Origin of the sequence: Nocardioides sp. (assembly GCF_036274455.1) — a bacterium.
In the GTDB taxonomy this organism is placed as follows: domain Bacteria; phylum Actinomycetota; class Actinomycetes; order Propionibacteriales; family Nocardioidaceae; genus Nocardioides.
The window spans coordinates 1-20,155 of sequence record NZ_DASUFR010000010.1; the positions used below are offsets into that span (position 1 = coordinate 1).

21 protein-coding genes are annotated in these 20,155 nt (G+C 72.6%); 12 read left to right on the forward strand and 9 right to left on the reverse strand.

Translation table 11 applies throughout. The features are described from left to right. The 4 genes from VFV89_RS00900 to VFV89_RS00915 form a co-directional block, all read right to left on the reverse strand. The coding region (locus tag VFV89_RS00900) for an acetyl-coenzyme A synthetase N-terminal domain-containing protein (RefSeq protein ID WP_329704005.1) at positions 1-327 on the reverse strand (327 nt) is incomplete at its 3' end. An 88-nt stretch (positions 328-415) separates the two neighbouring features. Then, entirely contained in the window at positions 416-1,048 is a 633-nt protein-coding gene (locus VFV89_RS00905; RefSeq protein ID WP_329704006.1) for an acetate uptake transporter, read from the reverse strand. 186 nt (positions 1,049-1,234) lie between these two features. Continuing rightward, positions 1,235-2,965, reverse strand: a complete 1,731-nt coding sequence (locus VFV89_RS00910) for an L-lactate permease (protein WP_329704007.1) — start codon at positions 2,963-2,965, stop codon at positions 1,235-1,237. Between the two features lie 53 nt (positions 2,966-3,018). Continuing rightward, the gene (locus VFV89_RS00915; RefSeq protein WP_329704008.1) at positions 3,019-3,855 is read right to left on the reverse strand and encodes a class I SAM-dependent methyltransferase; all 837 of its coding nucleotides are present in this window, start codon (positions 3,853-3,855) and stop codon (positions 3,019-3,021) included. A gap of 36 nt (positions 3,856-3,891) precedes the next feature. Here VFV89_RS00915 and VFV89_RS00920 point away from each other — a divergent pair, with 36 nt between their 5' ends. Then, the gene (locus tag VFV89_RS00920) at positions 3,892-4,626 is read left to right on the forward strand and encodes an oxidoreductase (protein WP_329704009.1); all 735 of its coding nucleotides are present in this window, start codon (positions 3,892-3,894) and stop codon (positions 4,624-4,626) included. Between the two features lie 376 nt (positions 4,627-5,002). Here VFV89_RS00920 and VFV89_RS00925 read toward each other — a convergent pair whose 3' ends face one another. Next, positions 5,003-5,800, reverse strand: coding sequence for an HAD-IB family hydrolase (locus VFV89_RS00925; RefSeq protein ID WP_329704010.1), 798 nt, complete (start codon positions 5,798-5,800; stop codon positions 5,003-5,005). A 113-nt stretch (positions 5,801-5,913) separates the two neighbouring features. Here VFV89_RS00925 and ssd point away from each other — a divergent pair, with 113 nt between their 5' ends. The 7 genes from ssd to VFV89_RS00960 all read left to right on the forward strand — a co-directional run bounded on the left by ssd (position 5,914) and on the right by VFV89_RS00960 (position 10,654). Then, entirely contained in the window at positions 5,914-6,966 is a 1,053-nt protein-coding gene (ssd, locus tag VFV89_RS00930) for a septum site-determining protein Ssd (protein WP_329704011.1), read from the forward strand. Further along, the gene (locus VFV89_RS00935; RefSeq protein ID WP_329704012.1) at positions 6,963-8,120 is read left to right on the forward strand and encodes a TadA family conjugal transfer-associated ATPase; all 1,158 of its coding nucleotides are present in this window, start codon (positions 6,963-6,965) and stop codon (positions 8,118-8,120) included. Before ssd ends, VFV89_RS00935 begins: the two co-directional genes overlap by 4 nt. Further along, positions 8,117-8,905: a type II secretion system F family protein gene (locus VFV89_RS00940; RefSeq protein ID WP_329704013.1), complete on the forward strand. Its 789-nt coding sequence runs from the start codon at positions 8,117-8,119 to the stop codon at positions 8,903-8,905. Before VFV89_RS00935 ends, VFV89_RS00940 begins: the two co-directional genes overlap by 4 nt. Continuing rightward, on the forward strand, positions 8,902-9,621 hold the full coding sequence (locus VFV89_RS00945) for a type II secretion system F family protein (RefSeq protein WP_329704014.1): 720 nt from the start codon (positions 8,902-8,904) through the stop codon (positions 9,619-9,621). Before VFV89_RS00940 ends, VFV89_RS00945 begins: the two co-directional genes overlap by 4 nt. Before the next feature lie 139 nt (positions 9,622-9,760). After that, the gene (locus VFV89_RS00950) at positions 9,761-9,937 is read left to right on the forward strand and encodes a DUF4244 domain-containing protein (RefSeq protein ID WP_329704015.1); all 177 of its coding nucleotides are present in this window, start codon (positions 9,761-9,763) and stop codon (positions 9,935-9,937) included. A 4-nt stretch (positions 9,938-9,941) separates the two neighbouring features. Next, the gene (locus tag VFV89_RS00955) at positions 9,942-10,313 is read left to right on the forward strand and encodes a TadE family protein (RefSeq protein ID WP_329704016.1); all 372 of its coding nucleotides are present in this window, start codon (positions 9,942-9,944) and stop codon (positions 10,311-10,313) included. After that, the gene (locus VFV89_RS00960) at positions 10,310-10,654 is read left to right on the forward strand and encodes an Rv3654c family TadE-like protein (protein ID WP_329704017.1); all 345 of its coding nucleotides are present in this window, start codon (positions 10,310-10,312) and stop codon (positions 10,652-10,654) included. The genes VFV89_RS00955 and VFV89_RS00960 overlap by 4 nt, the downstream gene beginning before the upstream one ends. Before the next feature lie 72 nt (positions 10,655-10,726). Here the strand turns inward: VFV89_RS00960 and VFV89_RS00965 are convergent, their stop codons facing one another. After that, on the reverse strand, positions 10,727-11,047 hold the full coding sequence (locus VFV89_RS00965) for a hypothetical protein (RefSeq protein WP_329704018.1): 321 nt from the start codon (positions 11,045-11,047) through the stop codon (positions 10,727-10,729). 31 nt (positions 11,048-11,078) lie between these two features. Next, positions 11,079-13,436, reverse strand: coding sequence for a DEAD/DEAH box helicase (locus VFV89_RS00970; RefSeq protein ID WP_414690331.1), 2,358 nt, complete (start codon positions 13,434-13,436; stop codon positions 11,079-11,081). A gap of 160 nt (positions 13,437-13,596) precedes the next feature. On the opposite strand from VFV89_RS00970, the gene VFV89_RS00975 reads away from it, so the two are divergent. From VFV89_RS00975 to VFV89_RS00985, 3 genes are all read left to right on the forward strand, one after another. Next, on the forward strand, positions 13,597-13,935 hold the full coding sequence (locus VFV89_RS00975; RefSeq protein WP_329704020.1) for an anti-sigma factor antagonist: 339 nt from the start codon (positions 13,597-13,599) through the stop codon (positions 13,933-13,935). Positions 13,936-14,116: 181 nt separating this feature from the next. Next, entirely contained in the window at positions 14,117-16,468 is a 2,352-nt protein-coding gene (locus tag VFV89_RS00980; RefSeq protein WP_329704021.1) for a sodium-translocating pyrophosphatase, read from the forward strand. Positions 16,469-16,545: 77 nt separating this feature from the next. Continuing rightward, positions 16,546-18,024, forward strand: a complete 1,479-nt coding sequence (locus VFV89_RS00985; RefSeq protein WP_329704022.1) for a class I SAM-dependent methyltransferase — start codon at positions 16,546-16,548, stop codon at positions 18,022-18,024. A 1-nt stretch (position 18,025) separates the two neighbouring features. Here VFV89_RS00985 and VFV89_RS00990 read toward each other — a convergent pair whose 3' ends face one another. Both VFV89_RS00990 and VFV89_RS00995 read right to left on the reverse strand, forming a co-directional pair. Then, a complete protein-coding gene (locus tag VFV89_RS00990) occupies positions 18,026-18,406 on the reverse strand; it encodes a type II toxin-antitoxin system VapC family toxin (protein ID WP_329704023.1) in 381 nt (126 codons plus the stop codon). Then, entirely contained in the window at positions 18,403-18,648 is a 246-nt protein-coding gene (locus VFV89_RS00995) for a type II toxin-antitoxin system VapB family antitoxin (protein WP_329704024.1), read from the reverse strand. The genes VFV89_RS00990 and VFV89_RS00995 overlap by 4 nt, the downstream gene beginning before the upstream one ends. A 338-nt stretch (positions 18,649-18,986) precedes the next feature. Between VFV89_RS00995 and topA the strand changes: the two genes are divergently transcribed. Then, positions 18,987-20,155 (forward strand): type I DNA topoisomerase (topA, locus tag VFV89_RS01000; protein ID WP_329704025.1); only part of this gene is annotated, 1,169 nt, incomplete at its 3' end.

Genomic DNA, 20,155 nt, shown 5'->3' on the forward strand with positions numbered 1-20,155 from the left:
CCGGGCGTCGTTCTCCGGCTCACCCACCCAGTGGATGGCGACCCGGTCGCCCAGGCCGTTCTCCACGTGCCGGTCGACGCAGTTGTACGCCGCGTTGATGGTGCCGCCGACGAACCACTTGGCGAACGGCGGGTCGTCCCAATCGAGGACCCGGTCCCACTTCGACGCCCAGGACAGCCGCTCGGCCTGCTCGGCCCAGAACGCCTCCGGATCGTTGCGCGCGCGGTCGTAGGCCTCCTCCGTGAGGTTGGCGTTCGCTGCCAGCTCCTGCGGTGGCTCGAAGCGTCGTTCCTCGCGCGACAGGTTGGACAGGGTCTCCTCGGTCACGTCTCTCTCCTTGGTGCGTGCGATTCTCCCGCCACGCTAGGCCGGGATGGCCCAGCGTGGCGAGAGAGGGTTGCGACTGGGTTGCCTCTCAGTCGCGGGGACCGGTCGGGACGACCGGCCGCTTGAAGGTGAACGCGGTGACGCCCGCGAACGAGGCGTACCACGCCGCCAGCGCGGTGATGATCCCGAGATAGCCGCCGATCTTGATCCAGTTCGACGACTCCTGGTCCAGCCATCCGATCGCGAGGACCACGTAGGTGACCGTCAGCAGCGCGAAGACGGCGAGCACCGCCGCCGACACCCGTGTCGCCGCCACGGTCATGTAGGCGGTGAAGATCGCCCAGCCGAGGAGGTAGACGCCCACCACCTTGTAGCCCTCGTCGCCGAGGTTGGCCAGGTCGTGCTCGGCCAGCCACCAGAACGAGATCCAGAACGCGCCGTAGGAGCAGAACGCCGTGGCGCCGAAGGTGTTGCCCTTGGCGAACTCCCAGATGCCGGCCGCGAACTGGGCGATGCCGCCGTAGGCGAGCGCGAGGCCGAGCGCTCCACCGACCAGCTCCTGCGGGACGATGTCGGCGTTGACGACGCTCAGCACGAACGTCGTGAGGGCGAAGCCGGCCAGTCCCAGCGGCGCCGGGTCCGCGATGAATCCTCCCGGCCTGGTCGCCGGGAGCGGAGAGGTTGAGGGCGGTCCGGTCTTTGTGCCGGGTGCCTGCGTCATCTGCTGACTCCTCAGGTACTCAAAGGGCGGCGCCCGGAGGCCGAGTTCCCACGAGAAGCCTGCGCCGCCGATTACCGGTGACCCCGATCGCCGGAACGCAAACCTGTGCTCGACGGCAAATATTTCAAGGTTCTTTGCAGGTCAGTCCCTCCTCGGTGATGGCGACCCTGGTCCAGCGTGCTGTCGCTAGGGCACCATCCAGTCGAGGACCGAGGTCGACTGCAGCCAGACGATCAGGCACATCAGCGCCAGCAGCAGCACGCTCCAGCCGATCACCTTGCGGAAGATGTCGCCCTCGCGCCCGGCCATCCCGACGGCGGCCGCGGCGATCGCGAGGTTCTGCGGGCTGATCATCTTGCCGAGCACGCCGCCGGAGGAGTTCGAGCCGGCCATCAGCACCTGGTCCAGCCCTGCCTGGCTGGCCGTCTGCACCTGCAGCCCGCCGAACAGCGCGTTCGACGACGTGTCGGACCCGCTGACGGCGACACCGAGCCAGCCGATGATCGGCGAGAGGATCGCGAAGGCGCTGCCGGCCTGGGCCAGCCACGAGCCGAGGGAGGCGGTCTGGCCGGAGAGGTTCATGACGTAGGCGAGCGCGAGCACGGCCATCACCGTGACGATCGCGGAGCGGAGCTCGACGTAGGTCCTTGCGTAGGTCCGCACGGCGTCGCCCGGCTTCACCCGCAGGATGAGCGCGCTGATGATGCCCGCGATGATCATGAGGGTGCCGGCCGTCGGCAGCCAGTTGAAGATGAACGTGGTGCTGCTGACCGGGTCGCCCTGGGTGTTGCGGACGTCGAGCCCGGGCCAGCCGAACGACGTCGTCCACGGCTCCTTGGCCAGCCGCTCCTTCACCGCGTTGATGTTGGCGACCGCGAGGATCGCGATGATGACGAGGTACGGCGCGTAGGCGCGTGCGACGTCGGCACGCGTGTCGACGTGGTCGGGGCTCCGGAGGTCCTCCGGGTCGTTGTGCTCGCTGTGCCGTCCGCCGGTCGGGCCGTTGGCGGTGGTGGTCGTCGTGCCGGTGCGGCCGACAGCGGCGTGCGCGGGGACCGTGGCGGGTTCGGCGGTGAGCACCTCGGCCGGCTGCCAGACCCGGACCAGCAGCACGACCGCGCCCGCGGAGAGGAGCGAGGCGATGATGTCGGTGAGCTGCACCGAGATGTAGTTCGACGCGACGAACTGAGTCACCGCGAAGGTCAGGCCGCAGGTGATGGCCGGCACCCAGGCGTTCCTCAGGCCGCGTCGCCCGTCGACGATCACCACCAGGATCAGCGGGACCACGATCGCCAGCAGCGGCGTCTGTCGGCCGACCATCGCGCCGAGGTTGTCGGTGGTCAGCCCCGGGTCGTCGCCGGCCCCCGAGCTCACCGTCGCGAGCGTGACGATCGGCGTGGCCAGTGCACCGAAGGCGACCGGTGCGGTGTTGGCGACCAGCGACACGGCCGCGGCCTTCAGCGGCTCGAACCCGAGCGCCACGAGCATGACGACGGTGATCGCGACCGGCGTACCGAAACCGGCCAGCGCCTCCAGCAGCGCCCCGAAGCAGAACGCGATGATGATCGCCTGGACCCGCAGGTCCGGACTGACCTTCTCGAACGAACGGCGCAGCACGTCGAAGTGGCCGGATGCGACCGTGAGGTTGTAGACCCAGATCGCGTTGATGACGATCCAGAGGATCGGGAAGAAGCCGAAGGCCGCGCCCTCGGTGCCGGCCAGCAGCGCCTGGCCGACCGGCATCTCGAACAGGATGACCGCGACGAGGAGCGCGACGCCGAGCGAGATCAGCCCGGCCACCCAGGCCTTGAGCCGAAGACCGCCGAGCAGCACGAGGATCGCGACGAGCGGCAGCGCTCCGCACAGTGCGCTCAGCGCGAGTGAGTCGCCGACAGGCTGGAGATCTTGCTGGAACATGCCCCACCGGTTGCCAATGTGGCGGCAGTCACACCCGTCGGAGGGTCCGCGAGCTAGCGGAAGTCGATGAGGAGCATGTCGGTCGACGATCCGTCCGACACGACGTTGCCCGTGGTGCCGGTGTCATCGGCGGCGCCGCTGCTGGTCAGCGTCGGCGCGACCCGGTCGAGCACCTCCGCCCTGAAGCACGAGGCGGTGTAGGGCAGCTGCATGCCGTCCATGCCCCTGCCGTAGTCGTCGTAGAACGCGAGCACCTCGGCCATCTTGGCCTCCTGCTCCTCGGGCGAGAGCACCGCGATGTTGGAGCGCGAGCGGACCAGGTCCTGGATCGACTCACGGTCGACGGTCTGCCAGAACCGGAACGACTCCTGCTCGACCTCGCCGAACAGCTTCGACCTCGCGAGCACCTCGCTCGGGTCGGCGAGGTGCTGCTGGGTGCCGATGATCCGGCCGAGTCGCTTGACCCACGGGATGCGCTCGTCGCGCTGGTTCCAGACCAGCGAGAGCCGGCCCCGGGGCTTGAGCACGCGGACGATCTCGGGCAGGGCCCGGTCGTGGTCGAACCAGTGGAAGGCCTGGGCGCTGACCACCACGTCGTACGTCGCGTCACCGGCTGGGATCTCCTCGGCCGGTGCCCGTGAGGCGCGGACCGCGGGGTGGTTCTTCTCGAGGATCGCCAGCATCTGCGCGTCGGGCTCGGTGGCGTGCACGTCGTGGCCGAGGGCGAGGAGCTGCCCGGTGAGCTTGCCGGTGCCGGCGCCGATCTCGAGGACGGTCAGCGGCTGGTCGGAGGTCAGCCACGTGGCGGCCTCGCTCGGGTAGGTGGGACGACCGCGGTCATAGGCGTCGGCGACGCCGCCGAAGGACCGGGCCGGCTCTGGGGTGCTCATCGGATCCCAAGGTACGCGCTGGCTAGCCTTCCTTCCGTGAGCCATCCCGACGACCCGCTCGCGCGGTTGTCGTCACTGGAGGGCGTGCCCTCAGCGTTCGCAGCCGCGCGCGACGGCATCGACGCGGTGCTCCGGGACCGCGGGCTGCGACGCACGTCGCCCGCGACGACGGCCGAGTCGCTGCTGCGCGGCGCGCACGCGTCGGCCGTGCTGGAGGGCTCGGGCTCGTCGCTGGCCGAGGTGCGTGCCGGCACCGCCGACCCGATCGCGGTCGACGCGGTGCGGGTCTCGACCGGCCTCCTGGCGCTGGCGCCGACGCTCAGCCGCTCGCCGCTGCAGGTGTTGGCGCGGTTGCACACGCTGGCCGCGGCAGGCTCGGTCGACGAGGACCGGCTCGGCCGGCCCCGCGACGCGGCGTCGGCCGAACGGCTGCAGGGTGTCGCCCGGCTGCTGAGCGGCCCGTCGAACCGACCGGCCCTCCTGCTCGCCGCGGTGGTGCACGGCGAGCTGGCCACGGCTGCACCGTTCGCCTCGCACAACGGGGTGGTCGCCCGCGCGGCTGAGCGGCTGGTGCTGGTCGCCCGCGGTGTCGACGAGAAGTCGCTCACCGTGCCCGAGGCCGCGCACCTGGCCCTGCGGCCGGCGTACGAGTCGAACCTGCGCGGCTACCGCGACGGGGGAGCGGCCGGCGTCCACGCGTGGCTGCTGTACGCCGCCGAGGCCTTCGCGGCCGGAGCCGAGGCGAGCCCGCTGCGACGGGAGGCGGAGTGACAGCGCTGCTCCCCGGACAAGCAAGAACGGCCTGACGAACAGGCCGCACAGGTTGTCCAATCTCCTCTCATCTGCCCCCGAATTCAAGGCCTTGAGTGTCGCCCGGAACCGGCGTAGACAGGACCCAGACAACAGCAGAGCCACACGTGAGTCGGGTACCCACGCGGCGATCTACCCTTCGCAGAGGGCGCTGGCCAGACGGGAACTGCCCGTGGCAGCAGTTGGATGTTGCACGCCTGGTAGCCGGGTTCACGTGTTGCGGTGGCATCCGAGGTCTCGAACTTCGGGTGCCACCTGCGTTTGGATACCCGCTTGGATACCCCCTTGGGTACCCCCGCGAGCTTCGGCCGCCGGTCTGCTGCCTGCTCGCTCCGACTCAGGCGCCGAGGCGTCTGCGGCGGGCGTTGGCCCACAGGACCCCGCCGACGGCGACGACCCCGCCCACGGCGAGGGCGGCCAGCGTCGGCTTGTACGGCACCCGGCTGCGCAGGGCGACGGGCTTGGTGAAGACGAGGATCGGCCAGCCGTTGGTGGTCGCGAGCTTGCGCAGCTCCTTGTCGGGGTTGACCGCGTGGGCATGGCCGACCACCTCGAGCATCGGCGCGTCGGTGATGGAGTCGCTGTAGGCGTAGCACCGCTGGAGGTCATAGCCGCGCTCCTCGGCAAGCTCGGTGATCGCCCGGGCCTTCTCCTCGGCGTAGGCGTAGAAGTCGATCTCGCCGGTGTACTTGCCGTCGACCTCCGCCAGCCGGGTCGCGATGACGATGTCCGCACCCAGCATCGCGCCGATCGGCTCGACCACCTCGGTGCCGCTGGCGCTGACGATGACCACGTCGCGGCCGGCCAGCTTGTGCTCCTCGATCAGGCTGACCGCCTCGTCGTAGACCAGCGGGTCGACCACGTTGTGCAGGGTGTCGGAGACGATGTCGCGGACCGTGGCCACGTCCCACCCCGCGACCAGCTGCGACATGAACTGGCGCATCTTCTCGATCTGGTCGTGGTCAGCGCCGCCGACGACGTAGACGAACTGGGCGTACGCCGAGCGCAGCACCGCCCGCCGGGAGATGAGCCCGCCGGCTTGGAACGGCTTGGAGAAGGCGAGGGTGCTCGACTTGGCGATGATCGTCTTGTCGAGGTCGAAGAACGCCGCGCTGCGAAGAAGCGGGGCGGGCATGGCTCCATCGTAAAGAGCCGGAAGCCGTTCACAGGCAGGGATTACGAGACTGCCGTCCACAGGTCACGGCGCCCGCGCCGCCGCCCGTCCCCGTCTCCGGGAAGGGTCGGCGCATGGACCACGCGCTGCCCAGACCGCTGATCGCCACCGCCGACACCGCCCTCGCCGAGGAGCTGGCGCGCCTCTCCGCTGCCGCCGGGGCGACCGTCGAGACGGTGGCGACGGCCCACGAGGTGCTGCGGGCGTGGAGCACCGCCCCGGTGATCCTGGTCGGGGCCGACCTGGTCGCGGCGGTGGTCGAGCTGGCGCCGGCGCGGCGGCCCGGCGTCCAGGTGGTCGGGTGGTGGCCGGCGCAACAGGGTGCGTTCCGCGACGCGCTGCTGCTCGGTGCCGAGCGCGTGGTCGAGCTGCCGGCCGGGTCGGCGCTGGTGGCCGAGCTCCTCACCGACCTCGACGAGGCCGGGCGCGCCGAGGGGACGGTCGTCGGGGTGCTCGGCGGCTCGGGCGGCGCCGGGGCGACGACCCTCGCGTGCGCACTCGGCCAGGTCGCCGCCACCCGTGCGCCGACGCTCGTGGTCGACCTCGACCCGCTGGGCCCGGGCTGCGACCGGGTGCTGGCCCTCGACGGCGACGCCGGGGTGCGGTGGGACTCCCTCGGCACCTCGTCGGGGCGGCTCAGCGGGCGCTCCCTGCGGGAGGCGGTGCCTCGACGGGACGGGCTGGGGGTGCTCGGCTGGGGGGCGGCCGTGTCGGGGCCTGACGTGGGCGCGGTCCGCGAGGCCCTCTCGGCCGGCCGACGCGGCCACGGCTGGGTGGTGCTCGACCTGCCCCGCCCCGACGACCTCGTCATCGAGGTCGCGGCCCAGTGCGACCTGGTCGCGGTGGTCGTCCTCCCGACGGTCACCGGGGTTGCCTCGGCGGCCCGCCGGGTGGCGGCCCTGCCCGTGCCGGGCCGGGCAGGTCTCGTGGTGCGCGGCCACGCGGTCGATCCCCGGCGGATCGCGGCCCTCGTCGATGCGCCGGTGCTGACCACCATGGGGGAGCAGCGTGGACTGGCCGAGGCGCTCGACCTGGGTCTGGGGCCGGTGCGGTCGCCGCGCGGGCCGCTGGCCGGCGCCTGCCGCGAGGTCCTGGCCCGGTCCGGCTCCACGGCGGCGGCGGCGTGAGCCTCGCCGACCTCGAGCCCGAGGTCGTCGACCGGGTCCGCGACCGGTTGGCCGACCGGCCCGGCGACCTGTCCCCGCACCGGGTGGCGGAGGCGCTGCGTGCGGCCGGCCGCCCGGTCGGTGACGCGACCGTGCTGGCCGTCTACGAAGCGCTGCGCCGCGACGTGCTCGGGGCCGGTCCGCTGGAGCCGCTGCTCCGCCTGCCCGGGGTCACCGACGTGCTGGTGAACGGGCCCGAGCAGGTCTACGTCGACCGCGGCGACGGGCTCGAGGCGACCTCGGTGCGGTTCGCCGACGACGAGTCCGTGCGGCGGCTGGCCCAGCGGCTGGCGGCGATGTCCGGTCGCCGGCTCGACGACAGCGTGCCGTTCGCCGACGTCCGTCTTCCGGACGGGAGCCGGTGCCACGCCGTGCTGGCGCCGGTGTCGCGGCCAGGGACCACGATCTCCCTGCGCGTGCCACCGGCGCGCGCGTTCACCCTGGACGAGCTGCGGGCCGCGGGCACCATCACCCCGCGTGGCGCCGAGCTGCTGCGCGCACTCGTCGACGCGCGGGCGGCGTTCCTGGTCAGTGGCGGGACCGGCACGGGCAAGACCACCCTCCTGGCGGCGCTGCTGTCGCTGGTCGATCCTCGCGAGCGGATGGTCCTGGTCGAGGACGCGTCCGAGCTGCGCCCCGACCACCCGCACGTGGTCGGTCTCGAAGGACGCCCGGCCAACGTCGAGGGGGCCGGGGCGATCGACCTGCGCACCCTGGTCAGGCAGGCGCTGCGGATGCGGCCCGACCGCCTCGTGGTCGGCGAGGTCCGCGGCGCCGAGGTGGTGGAGCTGCTGGCCGCCCTCAACACCGGCCATGAGGGTGGGTGCGGCACGCTCCACGCCAACTCGGCGGTGGACGTGCCGGCGCGGGTCGAGGCGCTCGCGCTGGCCGCCGGCCTCGACCGGGCGGCCACGCACAGCCAGCTCGCATCGGGTGTGGCGGCCGTGGTGCACCTGACCCGCGGGGCCGATGGCGTCCGCCGCGTGGCCGGGCTCGCAATCCTCGAGCGTGGCGCCGGCGGTCTGGTGACGATGGTGCCTGCGGTCTCCCTGGTCGACGGTGAGCTCCGGGAGGGGCCGGGCGCCGCGGGGCTGGCCGAGGTGCTCGGACTGTGAGCCCACTCGCCTTCGTGGCCGTGCTGGCTGCCGCCGCGGCGACCGCCCTCGTGGCTTCGCCCGGGCCACGGCTCCCTCCGCGGCCCGACGCGGGCGTCCCGCGTCACCGGCCGCCGGCCGTGCTGGCCCCACTGGTGCTGCTCCCGCTGGTCGCCTGGCTGCCCGGCGGGTGGCTGGTGCTCGCGGTGATCGGCGCAGGAGCCGGGTTCGTCGGCTGGCTGCTCTGGCTGCGGCGCCGGGAGCGGATGGCGGCGGCCGACACGGGTGCCCGGGTGCTCGAGGCGTGCGAGCACCTGGCCTCCGAGCTGGCCTCCGGACAACCGCCCGGTGCGGCGCTTGCCGGGGCGGCCGACGGCTGGCCGGCGCTGGCCCCGGTGGCCGAGGCGTTCCGGGTCGGGTCCGACGTCCCGGCCGCGTTGCGCTCGGTGGCGGCGCGGCCTGGTGCCGCGGACCTGCGGCTGCTCGCGGCGGCCTGGCACGTCGCGCACCGCACCGGTCAGGGGCTGGCCGACGCCGTCGACCGGGTGGCCCGCGACCTCGTGGACAGCCGGGCCACGCGCCGCGTCGTCGAGGGCGAGCTGGCCTCGGCCCGCGCCACGGCCCGGCTGGTCGCGCTGCTGCCGGTGGCCGCCCTGGCCATGGGGTCGGGCGTGGGCGGCGATCCGGTGGGCTTCCTGCTCTCGACACCCGCCGGGTGGACGTGCCTCGGCGCCGGGCTCGCGCTCGGACTGGCCGGGCTGTGGTGGATCGAGGCGCTCGCCCGTGCCGTGGAGAGCGGCCCATGAGCGGGCCGGCGGTGCTCGCCTCGCTGGCGGCGTGCGGTGCGGCGTCGCTGCTGGTCCCGGTGGCGCCCCGGCTGGTGCTGCCCGCACCGGTCCGGTCGGTGCCGGCGGGCTCCGACTGGCTTCGCCGGTGGCGGCTGCTCTGGGTGCTGCTGGCCGCTGCGGCGGCCGCGGTGTTCGTCGGGGGTGGGGTCGGGCTGGCCGCGGCACCGGTCGCGGCGGCGGCGACCTGGTGGGTCATCGAGCGGGCCGAGCCCGCCCAGCTCCGCCGGGAGCGCGAGCAGGCCCGTCGCGACCTTCCCCATGTCGTGGGGCTGCTGGCCGACTCGCTCCGCTCCGGTCGCCCTCCCGACACCGCGCTCTGCGTGGTCGTCGAGGCCCTGCCGGGTCCAGCCGCCGGCCGGCTGGCGGTCCTGCTGCCCAGGCTGCGGCTGGGCGTCGACCGCGCGCAGGTGTGGGCCGACCTGGCGGCCGACCCGGCGCTGGGGCCACTGGGCCGGGCCCTGGCGCGGGCACACCGCACCGGTGCTCCGGTGGTGCCCGCCGTCGAGCGGCTCGCCGACGAGCTGGCCAGGGCAGCCCGCGCCGAGGTCGAGGACCGCGCCCGGGCGGTCGGGGTCAAGGCCGCCGTCCCCCTCGGTCTCTGCCTGCTGCCGTCGTTCGTCCTGATCGGCATCGTCCCGGTCGTCGGATCGCTGCTCGGCACCCTGGGCCTCTGACCCGTCCACCAGCCGTCCACAGCACCGGCCGGTCGCCTGCTCGTGCACAGGCCGGCGCCGGACCGGCGCGGACCGAGGGTCCGGGCCCGCAGAGTTCAAGCCCCTGGCCGCGTCGCGGCCCCGTTCCCGAAGGAGTCCCATGCACCGCACACTGCGCCGAGACGAGCGCGGCATCACCACGGCCGAGTACGCCGTCGGCACTGCGGCCGGCGCCGGCCTGGCCGGACTGCTCTACAAGATGCTCACCGGCGGCTTCGGCGACAAGCTGCTCAAGCTGCTCTACGACCACGTGCTCGGCCTGCTCGGCATCGGGTGAGCTGATGTCTCCTCGGGACCGGGACGCGCGCGGTGCGGCGACCGCCGAGCTCGCCATGGTGCTCCCGCTGCTGGTGGCGGTGGCGCTCGGGCTGGTCTGGCTGCTCGCCGTCGGGGCCGCGCAGGTGCGGGCGGTCGACGCCGCCCGCGAGACCGCCCGCGCCCTGGCCCGCGGCGACGACGAGTCGAGCGCCCTCGAGCGCGGCGAGCAGGTTGCACCCGACGGCAGCCGGATCAGCGTCACCCGCGGCGGCGGCGAGGTGCGGGTGACGGTGACCGGCCGGGTCGAGGGTCCCGGCGGACTCTTCGCGCACCTGCCCGCACCGAGGCTCCGGGCCGAAGCCGTCGCGGCCGACGAGGAGGTGTCCTCACCGTGAGGCAGCGCGACGAGCGGGCCTCGGCCACTCTCTTCGCGGTGGCCGTCGTCGGTGTGCTGGTCCTCGTCGGTGCGGCGCTCGGGGTGGTGGGTGCGATGGTCCACGCGCACCGGGTGGCCCAGTCGGCGGCAGACCTGGCGGCCCTGGCCGGCGCCCAGTCACGGGCGAGGGGTGCCGACGCGTGCGCGGCCGCGGCCACGGTCGCGGAGGCCAACGGCGCGAGCGTCGACCGCTGCACGGTCGAGGGGTTCGACGTGGTCCTGCAGGTCACCGTCGCCGGGCCGCACTGGCTGGGCCAGCACCATGACCTGTCCGCTCAGGCACGCGCCGGTCCGGCCTGAGCGTCCCGCGCGAGCGGGCCGAGGCGGCGGCAGGCGGCGGGTGGGCTCGGGAGGGAAGGGGGAAGTCTGCCCTCAGAGCGAGGGCCGGTCCCGCTCCTCGTGCTCGTCGACGTCCATCCGACGCCGCTCCTCGACGTTGTCGAGCTTCTCGGAGAGCTCCTCGAGCCGCTTCTGCTCCTTGCGGCGGGCCCACGAGCGCTTGCTCCCCGACTTGAGCAGCCAGAGGCCCCACCAGATGGCCACGGCCGAGCCGACCCCGATGAGGAAGAGCGCCGCCGGGCTGAGGTCCTGCCCGAGGAACTGCAGCTGGGTGCCGTCCACCTCGGTGGCGAACAGCCCGCACACGATGGCCAGGCCGCCCAGCACGACGAGGATGAGACCCAGGATGACCATGCCCGGACACTAACGCTCGGCGAGGGTCGAGTCACGGAGCGTCACCTTCGAGCAGCACGTCGAGGAGCCGGAGCGCGCCGGTCTTGTCGAGCGGGTTGTTCTGGTTGCCGCACTTGGGCGACTGCACGCACGACGGACAACCGTCGAAGCACTCGCAGGCGGCGATGGTCTCCCGGGTCGCGGTCAGCCACTCGCGAGCGGCTGCGAAGCCGCGTTCGGCGAAGCCGGCCCCGCCCTGGTGGCCGTCGTGGACGAAGACGGTGAGCTGGCCGGTGTCCGGGTGCAGCGCGGTCGACACCCCGCCGATGTCCCAGCGGTCGCAGGTCGCGAAGAGCGGGAGGAGCCCGATCGAGCAGTGCTCGGCGGCGTGCGCCGAACCGGGCAGGTCGCGGGCGGTGAGCCCGGCCGCCTCGAGGGCGTGGTCGGGCACCGTCCACCACACCGCGCTGGTCCGCAGCGTGCGCTCGGGGAGGTCGAGCGGCTCCTCGCCGATCACCTCGCCGCTGGGCTGACGGCGCATCAGGTAGGACACGACCTGGTGGGTCACCTCGACCCGGCCCACCGACAGCCGGCAGTCGCCCCACATGCGGTGGTCCTGCTCGGCCACGATGGAGATGTCGGTGGTCTCCCGGGCGGTCGTGGAGTACGCCGGGTCCGCCCGGCCGATCACGGCGACGTGCTCGTCGAGGTCGAGCGACCCGACCAGCCAGGTCTCCCCGCGGTGGACGTAGACCGCGCCGGCGTGGGCGGTGGAGTGGGCGCTGCCGGCGTCGACGGTGCCGATCACCCGGCCGGTCCCGACCTCGACGAGCGAGACCGGCGGGCCGCCGGCGGAGCGGATGTCGGCCAGCTCGCTGGCGCGCCGGCGGTCGGTCCAGAACCAGCCACGTGGGCGGCGGCGCAGCAGTCCCGCGTCGGTGAGCTGGTCGAGGACGGCCGGGGCGGTCGGCCCGAACATCGGCAGGTCCGCCTCGGTCAGGGGCAGCTCGGCGGCCGCCGCGCACAGGTGCGGCCCGAGGACGTAGGGGTTCGAGGGGTCGAAGACCGTGGCCTCGACCGGCTGCCCTAGCAGCGCCTCGGGGTGGGTGACGAGATAGGTGTCGAGGGGGTCGTCGCGGGCCACCAGGACGCCGAGTGCGTCTCCGGCTCCGCGGCCGGCCCGTCCGACCTGCTGCCAGAACGCCGCCCGGGTGCCCGGGAACCCGGCGAGGAGGACGGCGTCGAGGCCACTGATGTCGATGCCGAGCTCGAGCGCGTTGGTCGCCGCCAGCCCGGTGAGCTCCCCGGCCCTGAGCTGTCGCTCGAGCTCGCGCCGTTCTTCGGGGAGGTAGCCACCGCGGTAGGCCGCGACCTTGCCGGGCAGCGTGGCGTCGACCTCCTCCAGGAGCCCGGCGGCGGTGACCGCGACCTGCTCGGCTCCGCGCCGGGACCGGATGAACGCCAGGGTGCGGACATCGGCGGCGACCAGGTCGGCCAGCAGGTCTGCGACCTCGGAGGAGGCGGCACGGCGCAACGGGGCGCCGTTCTCACCGGTGAACCGGGTGAGGGACGGCTGCCACATCGCCAGCGACAGCTCGCCCCGGGGCGAGTGGTCGCCGGTCACCGCCAGCACGTCGAGCCCGGTGAGCCGGCCCGCGGCAGTCTCCGGCTCGGCGACGGTGGCGGAGGCGAGCACGAAGGTCGGGTGGGAGCCGTAGGCCGCGCAGACCCGCCGCAGCCGGCGCAGCACCTGCGCGACGTGCGCGCCGAAGACGCCGCGGTAGTGGTGGCACTCGTCGACGACGACATAGGTGAGCTGGGCGAAGAAGGAGCGCCAGCGCTCGTGCCCGGGCAGCAGCGAGTGGTGGAGCATGTCCGGGTTGGTGAGGACGTACTCGGCCTGGTCACGGGCCCACTCGCGCTGCTCGCGGCTGCTGTCCCCGTCGTGGGTGGCGATGCGGACGTCGAGGCCGAGGGTGGCCAGGCCGGCCAGCTGGTCCTGGGCAAGCGCCTTGGTCGGCGCGAGATAGAGGGTGGTGGTGCCGCGCTGGCCGCGTGGGCCGCGAGAGGTGAGGGCCGAGGTCAGCGCCGGCAGCTGGTAGGCCAGCGACTTGCCCGATGCGGTGCCGGTGGCGAGCACGACGTGCTGCCCGGCGTACGCCGCCTCGGCGGCGAGCGCCTGGTGGGCCCAGGGCTCGGTGATGCCGCGAGCCGTGAACGCCGCGACCACCTCCCGTTCGGCCCAGCCCGGCCACCTGGCAGCCCGGCCCGGACGCGCGGGCAGTCGTCGGAGGTGGGTGAGCCGTCCCTCCCGGCCGGGGACGGCCGCCAGCCGGTCGATGACGGTGGCGGTCAGGGTCACGCAGCGAGCATCACAAAGGGCACCGACCAACGGGTCAGGCGCGCCCATCCCTTCGGGCGAGGAGCCAAGGTCAGGGGCCGCTGTCATTGTGCTGCGACTTTGTAAGGATTTCGCCCAACCGTGGTTTCATTGTGCTGGCTTAGTGCAGGGGTCGAGAATGACTGCGTGCTCGGCGCCGGAAATGCAGGCCGGAATCCAGGGAGTGGACGTGGATCTGACACTTGCGACCAGTGAGGTCGAGGGTGCGACGATCATCGCCGTCGGCGGCGAGATCGACGTCTACACGGCTCCCAAGCTGCGCGACAAGATCACCGAGCTGGTCGCGGACGGCGTCTATGACCTCATCGTCGACATGGAGGCCGTCGAGTTCCTCGACTCGACCGGGCTCGGCGTGCTGGTCGGCGGGCTGAAGAAGGTGCGCGCCCACGACGGCTCGCTCCAGCTGATCTGCACCCAGGACCGGCTGCTCAAGATCTTCCGGATCACCGGGCTGGCCAAGGTCTTCGTCATCCACGACTCCGCCGACGGGGCACTCGCGGCCCGCTGAGGCCCGTCCCCGTGGCCCGATCGTGCGACGGGTCACACCGGATGCGGCGATCCCGCACGTGATGCGTAGACTCCGGCACGTTCCGCGACCCGGGTCACGGTGGCCTCTCGGATGATGGTCTGAGGATGGCCAGGACCGGGTGTGCGGTGAGTCGACACCTGATCCTCAGGAGGAAATACGCATGACCGGGTTCAACCCCGCGGTCACGGCACTCGAGCTCGATGTCACGGGCGGCAACCTCGTCCTCGTCATCGTGGTCGCGCTGATCGCGCTCGGCGCCCTCGCCATGGGCGCGATGTTCCGCAAGGAGGTCCTCTCCGCAGCCGAGGGCACCGACAACATGAAGAACATCGCGCTGGCCGTGCAGGAGGGTGCCGACGCGTACCTCCAGCGCCAGTTCCGCACCTTGGCGATCTTCGCCGTGGTCGCGTTCTTCGCACTCCTGGCGCTGCCGGTCGGTGACGTCGACAACGAGACGCTCGTGCGGATCTTCCGCTCGGTCTTCTTCCTCGTCGGTGCCGGGTTCTCGGCCACGGTCGGCTACCTCGGCATGTCGCTGGCGGTCCGCGCCAACCTGCGCGTCGCCGCCGCCGCCAACACCGAGGGCCGCGACCCCGCGATGAACATCGGCTTCCGCACCGGCGCCACGGTCGGGATGCTCACCGTCGGCCTGGGCCTCCTCGGCGCCAGCCTGGTGGTGATCCTGTTCCAGGACGCCGCGCCCAAGGTTCTCGAGGGCTTCGGCTTCGGCGCCGCGCTGCTCGCGATGTTCATGCGTGTCGGAGGCGGCATCTTCACCAAGGCCGCCGACGTCGGCGCCGACCTGGTCGGCAAGGTCGAGCAGAACATCCCCGAGGACGACCCGCGCAACGCCGCGACCATCGCCGACAACGTCGGTGACAACGTCGGCGACTGCGCCGGCATGGCCGCAGACCTGTTCGAGTCCTACGCGGTGACCCTGGTGGCGGCGCTGATCCTCGGCTCGCAGGCCTTCGGCGACAAGGGCCTGGTCTTCCCGCTGCTGGTCCCGGCCATCGGGGCGCTCTCCGCGGTCGCCGGGGTCTACCTCATGAAGCCCCGCGCGGGCGAGAACGGCCTGGTCACGATCAACCGGGCGTTCTACCTCTCGGCCGCGGTCGGCGCGGTGGCCAGCGTGGTGCTCGCCTTCGTCTACCTGCCGGGCAGCTTCGGCGACCTGGCCAACTCGACGGCCGACTCCGACGGCAGCCCGCGGATCATCGCGGCCGCCGCCGTCGTCATCGGCATCGTGCTCGCCTCGATCATCCTCAGCCTCACCGGCTACTTCACCGGCACCGACTACCGCCCGGTCAAGGACGTCGGTCGCACCTCGCTCACCGGCGCGGCGACGGTCATCCTGTCCGGCATCGCGGTCGGCCTCGAGTCCGCGGTCTACACCGCCCTGGTCATCGGCGCGGCCGTCTTCGGTGCGTTCCTGATCGGCGGCGGCTCGGTCACCGTGGCCCTGTTCGCCGTCGCGCTGGCGGGCTGCGGCCTGCTCACCACGGTCGGCGTCATCGTCGCCATGGACACCTTCGGCCCGGTCTCCGACAACGCCCAGGGCGTCGCGGAGATGTCGGGCGACGTCAGCCCCGAGGGCGCGCAGATCCTCACCGAGCTCGACGCCGTCGGCAACACCACCAAGGCCATCACCAAGGGCATCGCGATCGCGACGGCCGTCCTCGCGGCCAGCGCGCTGTTCGGCTCCTACGTCAACACGATGGTGGAGTCCCTCGGCGAGGTGGGGGACCCCGGTGACGTGGGCAAGCTCACCCAGCAGTCGTTCAGCTTCGACATCTCGAACCCGAACATCCTCGTCGGTGCGCTGCTCGGCGCGGCGGTCGTGTTCCTGTTCTCCGGGCTGGCGATCAACGCCGTCGGCCGTGCCGCCGGGGCGGTGGTCTTCGAGGTGCGCCGCCAGTTCAAGGAGATCCCCGGGATCATGGAGGGCACCGGCCGTCCGGAGTACGGCCGCGTGGTCGACATCGTGACCCGTGACTCGCTGCGCGAGCTGGCCACGCCCGGCATCCTCGCGATCCTGGCCCCGGTGGCCGTGGGCTTCGGCCTCGGCGTCGGCCCGCTGGCCGGCTTCCTGGCCGGCGCGATCGCGACCGGCACGCTGATGGCGGTCTTCCTGGCCAACTCCGGTGGCGCGTGGGACAACGCCAAGAAGCTGGTCGAGGACGGCAACCACGGTGGCAAGGGCTCCGAGGCCCACGCCGCGACGGTCATCGGCGACACCGTCGGTGACCCGTTCAAGGACACCGCCGGCCCGGCGATCAACCCGCTGCTCAAGGTGATGAACCTGGTCTCGCTGCTCATCGTCAGCGCGATCGTGAAGCTCTCGGTGGGCGAGGACGCGAACAACCCGGTGCGCATCCTCATCGCGGTCCTTGCGTTCCTCGGCATCGTCGCCGCGGTCTACGTCTCCAAGCGCCGCTCCGCGGTGATCGGTGACGACGGGCCGTCGGCGACGCCGGCGACTCCGGCGACCGACCCGGCCGCCACCGCCTGACCCGGCACCACGACGCTGACCCGCCCGTACAGAACGGGCGGGTCAGCGCCATTTCGAGACGCCCTAGGCTGACGAGAGTGCGTGGGACCTCGGCCGACCTCCCGGCCCGGCTGCGCGAGGCGCTGCTCTCCGCCGGCTTCACTGTCGACGCGGTTCGCGAGCTGGTCGGCGACGTGGCGGACGCGGCGCTGCTGCGCAACGAGACCACGCCGGCCCTGCGGCGTACGGCGTCCGACCGGCAGCCGCTCGCCACGCTGACCCGGCTGTTCCTCCTGCAGACAACGGTCTCCGCAGCCGCCGTCGACGCCGCACTGCCCGGCCTGGTGGACCCGCTGGTGGCCGAGGGAGTGCTCGACCGGTCGGTCGGCGAGGTGGCTGCCCGCCTGGACGTGCGGCCCTACGCCACCGAGGACCGTGCCCTCTGGGTGGTCAGCGACCTCACGCCCGGGTTGGACGGCCTGCCGCAGCAGGTCGGCGCCGACCACGTGCTCGGCATCAGCCCCGCGTCGACGTCCCTGGCCCAGCTGACGACCAGGGCCGGGGTGGGCAGCAGCCTCGACCTCGGCACCGGGTGCGGCGTCCAGGCGCTCCACCTGGCCGCCCACAGCACGACCGTCGTCGCCACCGACGTGAACCGGCGCGCGCTCGGCATCGCCGCGTTCAACGCCGCACTCAACGAGGTCGGCGACCGCGTCGAGGTCCGCGACGGTTCCTTCTTCGAGCCGGTGCGCGGTGAGCGGTTCGACCTGATCGCCACGAACCCGCCGTTCGTCATCTCCCCGGCCACCGGCGAACGGCTGGTCTACCGCGACTCCGGACTCCCCGGCGACCGGGTCGTCGAGGACATCGTCCGGGCCGCGCCCCGCCACCTGACCGAGCGGGGCTGGTGCCAGGTGCTCGCCAACTGGGTGGTCGAGCGGCACCGCCCCTGGCACGAGCGGCTCGCCTCGTGGCTCGATCCCGGGGTCGACGCGCTGGTCGTGCAGCGCGAGCTCGTCGACCCGGCGGCCTACGTCGAGCTCTGGCTCAAGGACTCCGGGCACCACCCGGCGACGGGTGGCGACGCGGGGGACTACCACCGCCGCTACAACACCTGGCTCTCCTGGCTGGAGGAGCAGGGCGTCGAGGCGGTCGGCTTCGGCTGGGTCAACCTCCGCAACGGCGGCACCGGCCGGCACGACCTCTGGGACTGGCCCTACGACGTCGAGCAGCCGATCGCGCCCGCGGTCGCGGCCTGGGCGGACGCGATGATGACCCCGACCGCCGCGGACGCGCGGCTCCGGCTGCGCGAGGACGTCGTCCAGGAGACGATCGGTCCGGCCGGCGCCGAGGATCCGGAGACGATCGTGCTCCGCCAGCAGCGCGGCTTCCGGCGCGCCCGCACCGCCGACACCGTGGTCGCGGCCCTGGCCGGCGCGAGCGACGGCGACCTCCCGGTCGGCCCTCTGCTCGACGCGATCGCCGAGCTGCTCGACCGCGACCCCGCCGAGACCCGCGCGAAATACCTCCCGGTCGTCCGCGAGCTGGTGGACGAGGGATTCCTCGTCCGGGCGTGACTCAGCGCGCTGGTGTGATGTCCGTGTGCGCGAAGTCGTCGCCCTTGAACAGCAGCGGCTCGTCCAGGACCTTGGCCAGTGCGTAGACCATGCAGTCGCCGAAGTCGAGCTTCGCCTTCGATCCCGAGCCCCGGCCGTAAGTGGCATGCGCGTGCTGGGCAACCAGTAGGTGTTGGTGGGTGAAGTCGATCAACCGGATGCCCAGCTGCTGCAGCAGATCCATCAACCGATCGAGCCGGCCCGGTCCGAGCACGATGCTCAGCTCCAGCGCGTTCGGCGTCGGCATGCGGAGCGACTCGGCGTCGCGCATCGTCACCAGAAGCGCCTCAGCGTCTGGCTCACCCTTGACAATGGCCACGATCGCCGAGGTGTCGATGATCACCGGGGCAGGCCGTCGTGGTCGTAGATGTCGTCGTCAGTCAGGATCTGGTCCGTGCTGGCGTCGCGCGTCAGCCGCGCCAGCTGCGACATCCTTTCGACGTAGTCGTCCCGCACTCGGCGCTCGCGTTCGACCGCTTCCCGCAAGGCCATGCGAACGGCATTGGTCATCGACGTCTCGAGACGCCGAGCCAGCTCGCTGGCGAGGTCGTAGACCTCCGGGTCCTTGATGTTCAAGGTCGGCACGCGGTCGATTCTACCGTGGACGGTAGAAATCACGCGGCAGTCGCCGGCTGCGCCGACAGAGCCTGGTCGCGCACCCGGACGAGCCGGTCCGCCGGATCGTCGAAGCAGCGCATGCCCGCCACGCTGCCATGGATCTCCGGACGTCGTCGACGATCATCCACAGGCCGCCTCGGGGCACTCACGAGCCCGAGCCCGGTGCGGTCCGCGGACCCGTCGAAGGGGTTCGTGGCCCGCCCTCCGGGAATCAGATGTGGGTGGTACGCGCTACCGTGAGCGGCCGTGCCCCCCCGCCGGACGGTGGGATCGAGGCACGAGTCACGTGAGGAAGTAGCAGTCAGTTGGCACACAAGTTGGTGATCGTCGAGTCTCCGGCGAAGGCCCGCACCATCGGCGGATACCTCGGCCAGGGGTACGTCGTCGAGTCCTCCATCGGCCACATCCGTGACCTCCCGCAGAGCGCGGCGGAGACGCCGGCCAAGATCAAGGACAAGCCGTGGGGCCGGCTCGCGGTCGACGTGGAGAACGGCTTCGAGCCCTACTACGTCGTGCCGCGGGACAAGAAGCAGCACATCTCCAAGCTGCGCACGCTCCTCAAGGACGCCGACGAGCTCTACCTCGCCACCGACGAGGACCGCGAGGGCGAGGCGATCGCCTGGCACCTGCTCGACGAGCTGAAGCCCAAGGGCATCCCCGTGCACCGGATGGTCTTCCACGAGATCACCAAGCCGGCCATCCTCGCCGCGGTCGAAAACCCGCGCGACATCAACGAGGACCTCGTCGAGGCGCAGGAGGCGCGGCGGATCCTCGACCGCCTCTACGGCTACGAGGTCAGCCCGGTGCTGTGGAAGAAGGTCATGTCCGGCCTCTCCGCCGGCCGGGTCCAGAGCGTCGCCACCCGGCTCGTGGTCGACCGCGAGCGCGAGCGGATGGCCTTCCGCGTTGCGTCCTACTGGGACCTCGAGGGCACCTTCGACGCCGGCGCCGACAAAGAACCGCGGATGTTCCCGGGGCGACTGCACTCGATCGACGACGTCCGGGTCGCGGGTGGCTCCGACTTCGGCGACGACGGCCAGCTCAAGGACAAGAAGGGCGGCCGGGTCCACCTCGACCGCGCGGCGGCCGAGGGGCTCGTGCAGGCGCTGGCCGACACCCGCTTCGAGGTGCGCTCGGTCGAGGCCAAGCCCTACCGCCGCCAGCCCTACGCGCCCTTCCGCACCACCACGCTGCAGCAGGAGGCCAGCCGCAAGCTCGGCATGTCCGCCTCGGTGACGATGTCGGTCGCCCAGCGGCTCTACGAGAACGGCTTCATCACCTACATGCGGACCGACTCGACCACGCTGTCGAGCGCGGCGGTCGGTGCGGCCCGGTCGCAGGTGCGGGAGCTGTACGGCGCGGAGTACCTCCCGGACGCCCCCCGGGTCTACGCCAGCAAGGTCAAGAACGCCCAGGAGGCGCACGAGGCGATCCGCCCGGCCGGCGACCGGTTCCGCACCCCGGCGCAGGTGTC

Bases quoted from the DNA above. Each gene is read 5' to 3' on its own strand.
- VFV89_RS00905 (WP_329704006.1), bottom strand. From the start codon at position 1,048: ATGACGCAGGCACCCGGCACAAAGACCGGACCGCCCTCAACCTCTCCG.
- ssd (WP_329704011.1), top strand. From the start codon at position 5,914: ATGGACCACGCGCTGCCCAGACCGCTGATCGCCACCGCCGACACCGCC.
- VFV89_RS00965 (WP_329704018.1), bottom strand. From the start codon at position 11,047: ATGGTCATCCTGGGTCTCATCCTCGTCGTGCTGGGCGGCCTGGCCATC.
- VFV89_RS00925 (WP_329704010.1), bottom strand. From the start codon at position 5,800: ATGCCCGCCCCGCTTCTTCGCAGCGCGGCGTTCTTCGACCTCGACAAG.
- VFV89_RS00945 (WP_329704014.1), top strand. From the start codon at position 8,902: ATGAGCGGGCCGGCGGTGCTCGCCTCGCTGGCGGCGTGCGGTGCGGCG.
- VFV89_RS00980 (WP_329704021.1), top strand. From the start codon at position 14,117: ATGACCGGGTTCAACCCCGCGGTCACGGCACTCGAGCTCGATGTCACG.
- VFV89_RS00910 (WP_329704007.1), bottom strand. From the start codon at position 2,965: ATGTTCCAGCAAGATCTCCAGCCTGTCGGCGACTCACTCGCGCTGAGC.
- VFV89_RS00955 (WP_329704016.1), top strand. From the start codon at position 9,942: ATGTCTCCTCGGGACCGGGACGCGCGCGGTGCGGCGACCGCCGAGCTC.
- VFV89_RS00970 (WP_414690331.1), bottom strand. From the start codon at position 13,436: ATGGGCGCGCCTGACCCGTTGGTCGGTGCCCTTTGTGATGCTCGCTGC.
- VFV89_RS00915 (WP_329704008.1), bottom strand. From the start codon at position 3,855: ATGAGCACCCCAGAGCCGGCCCGGTCCTTCGGCGGCGTCGCCGACGCC.
- VFV89_RS00950 (WP_329704015.1), top strand. From the start codon at position 9,761: ATGCACCGCACACTGCGCCGAGACGAGCGCGGCATCACCACGGCCGAG.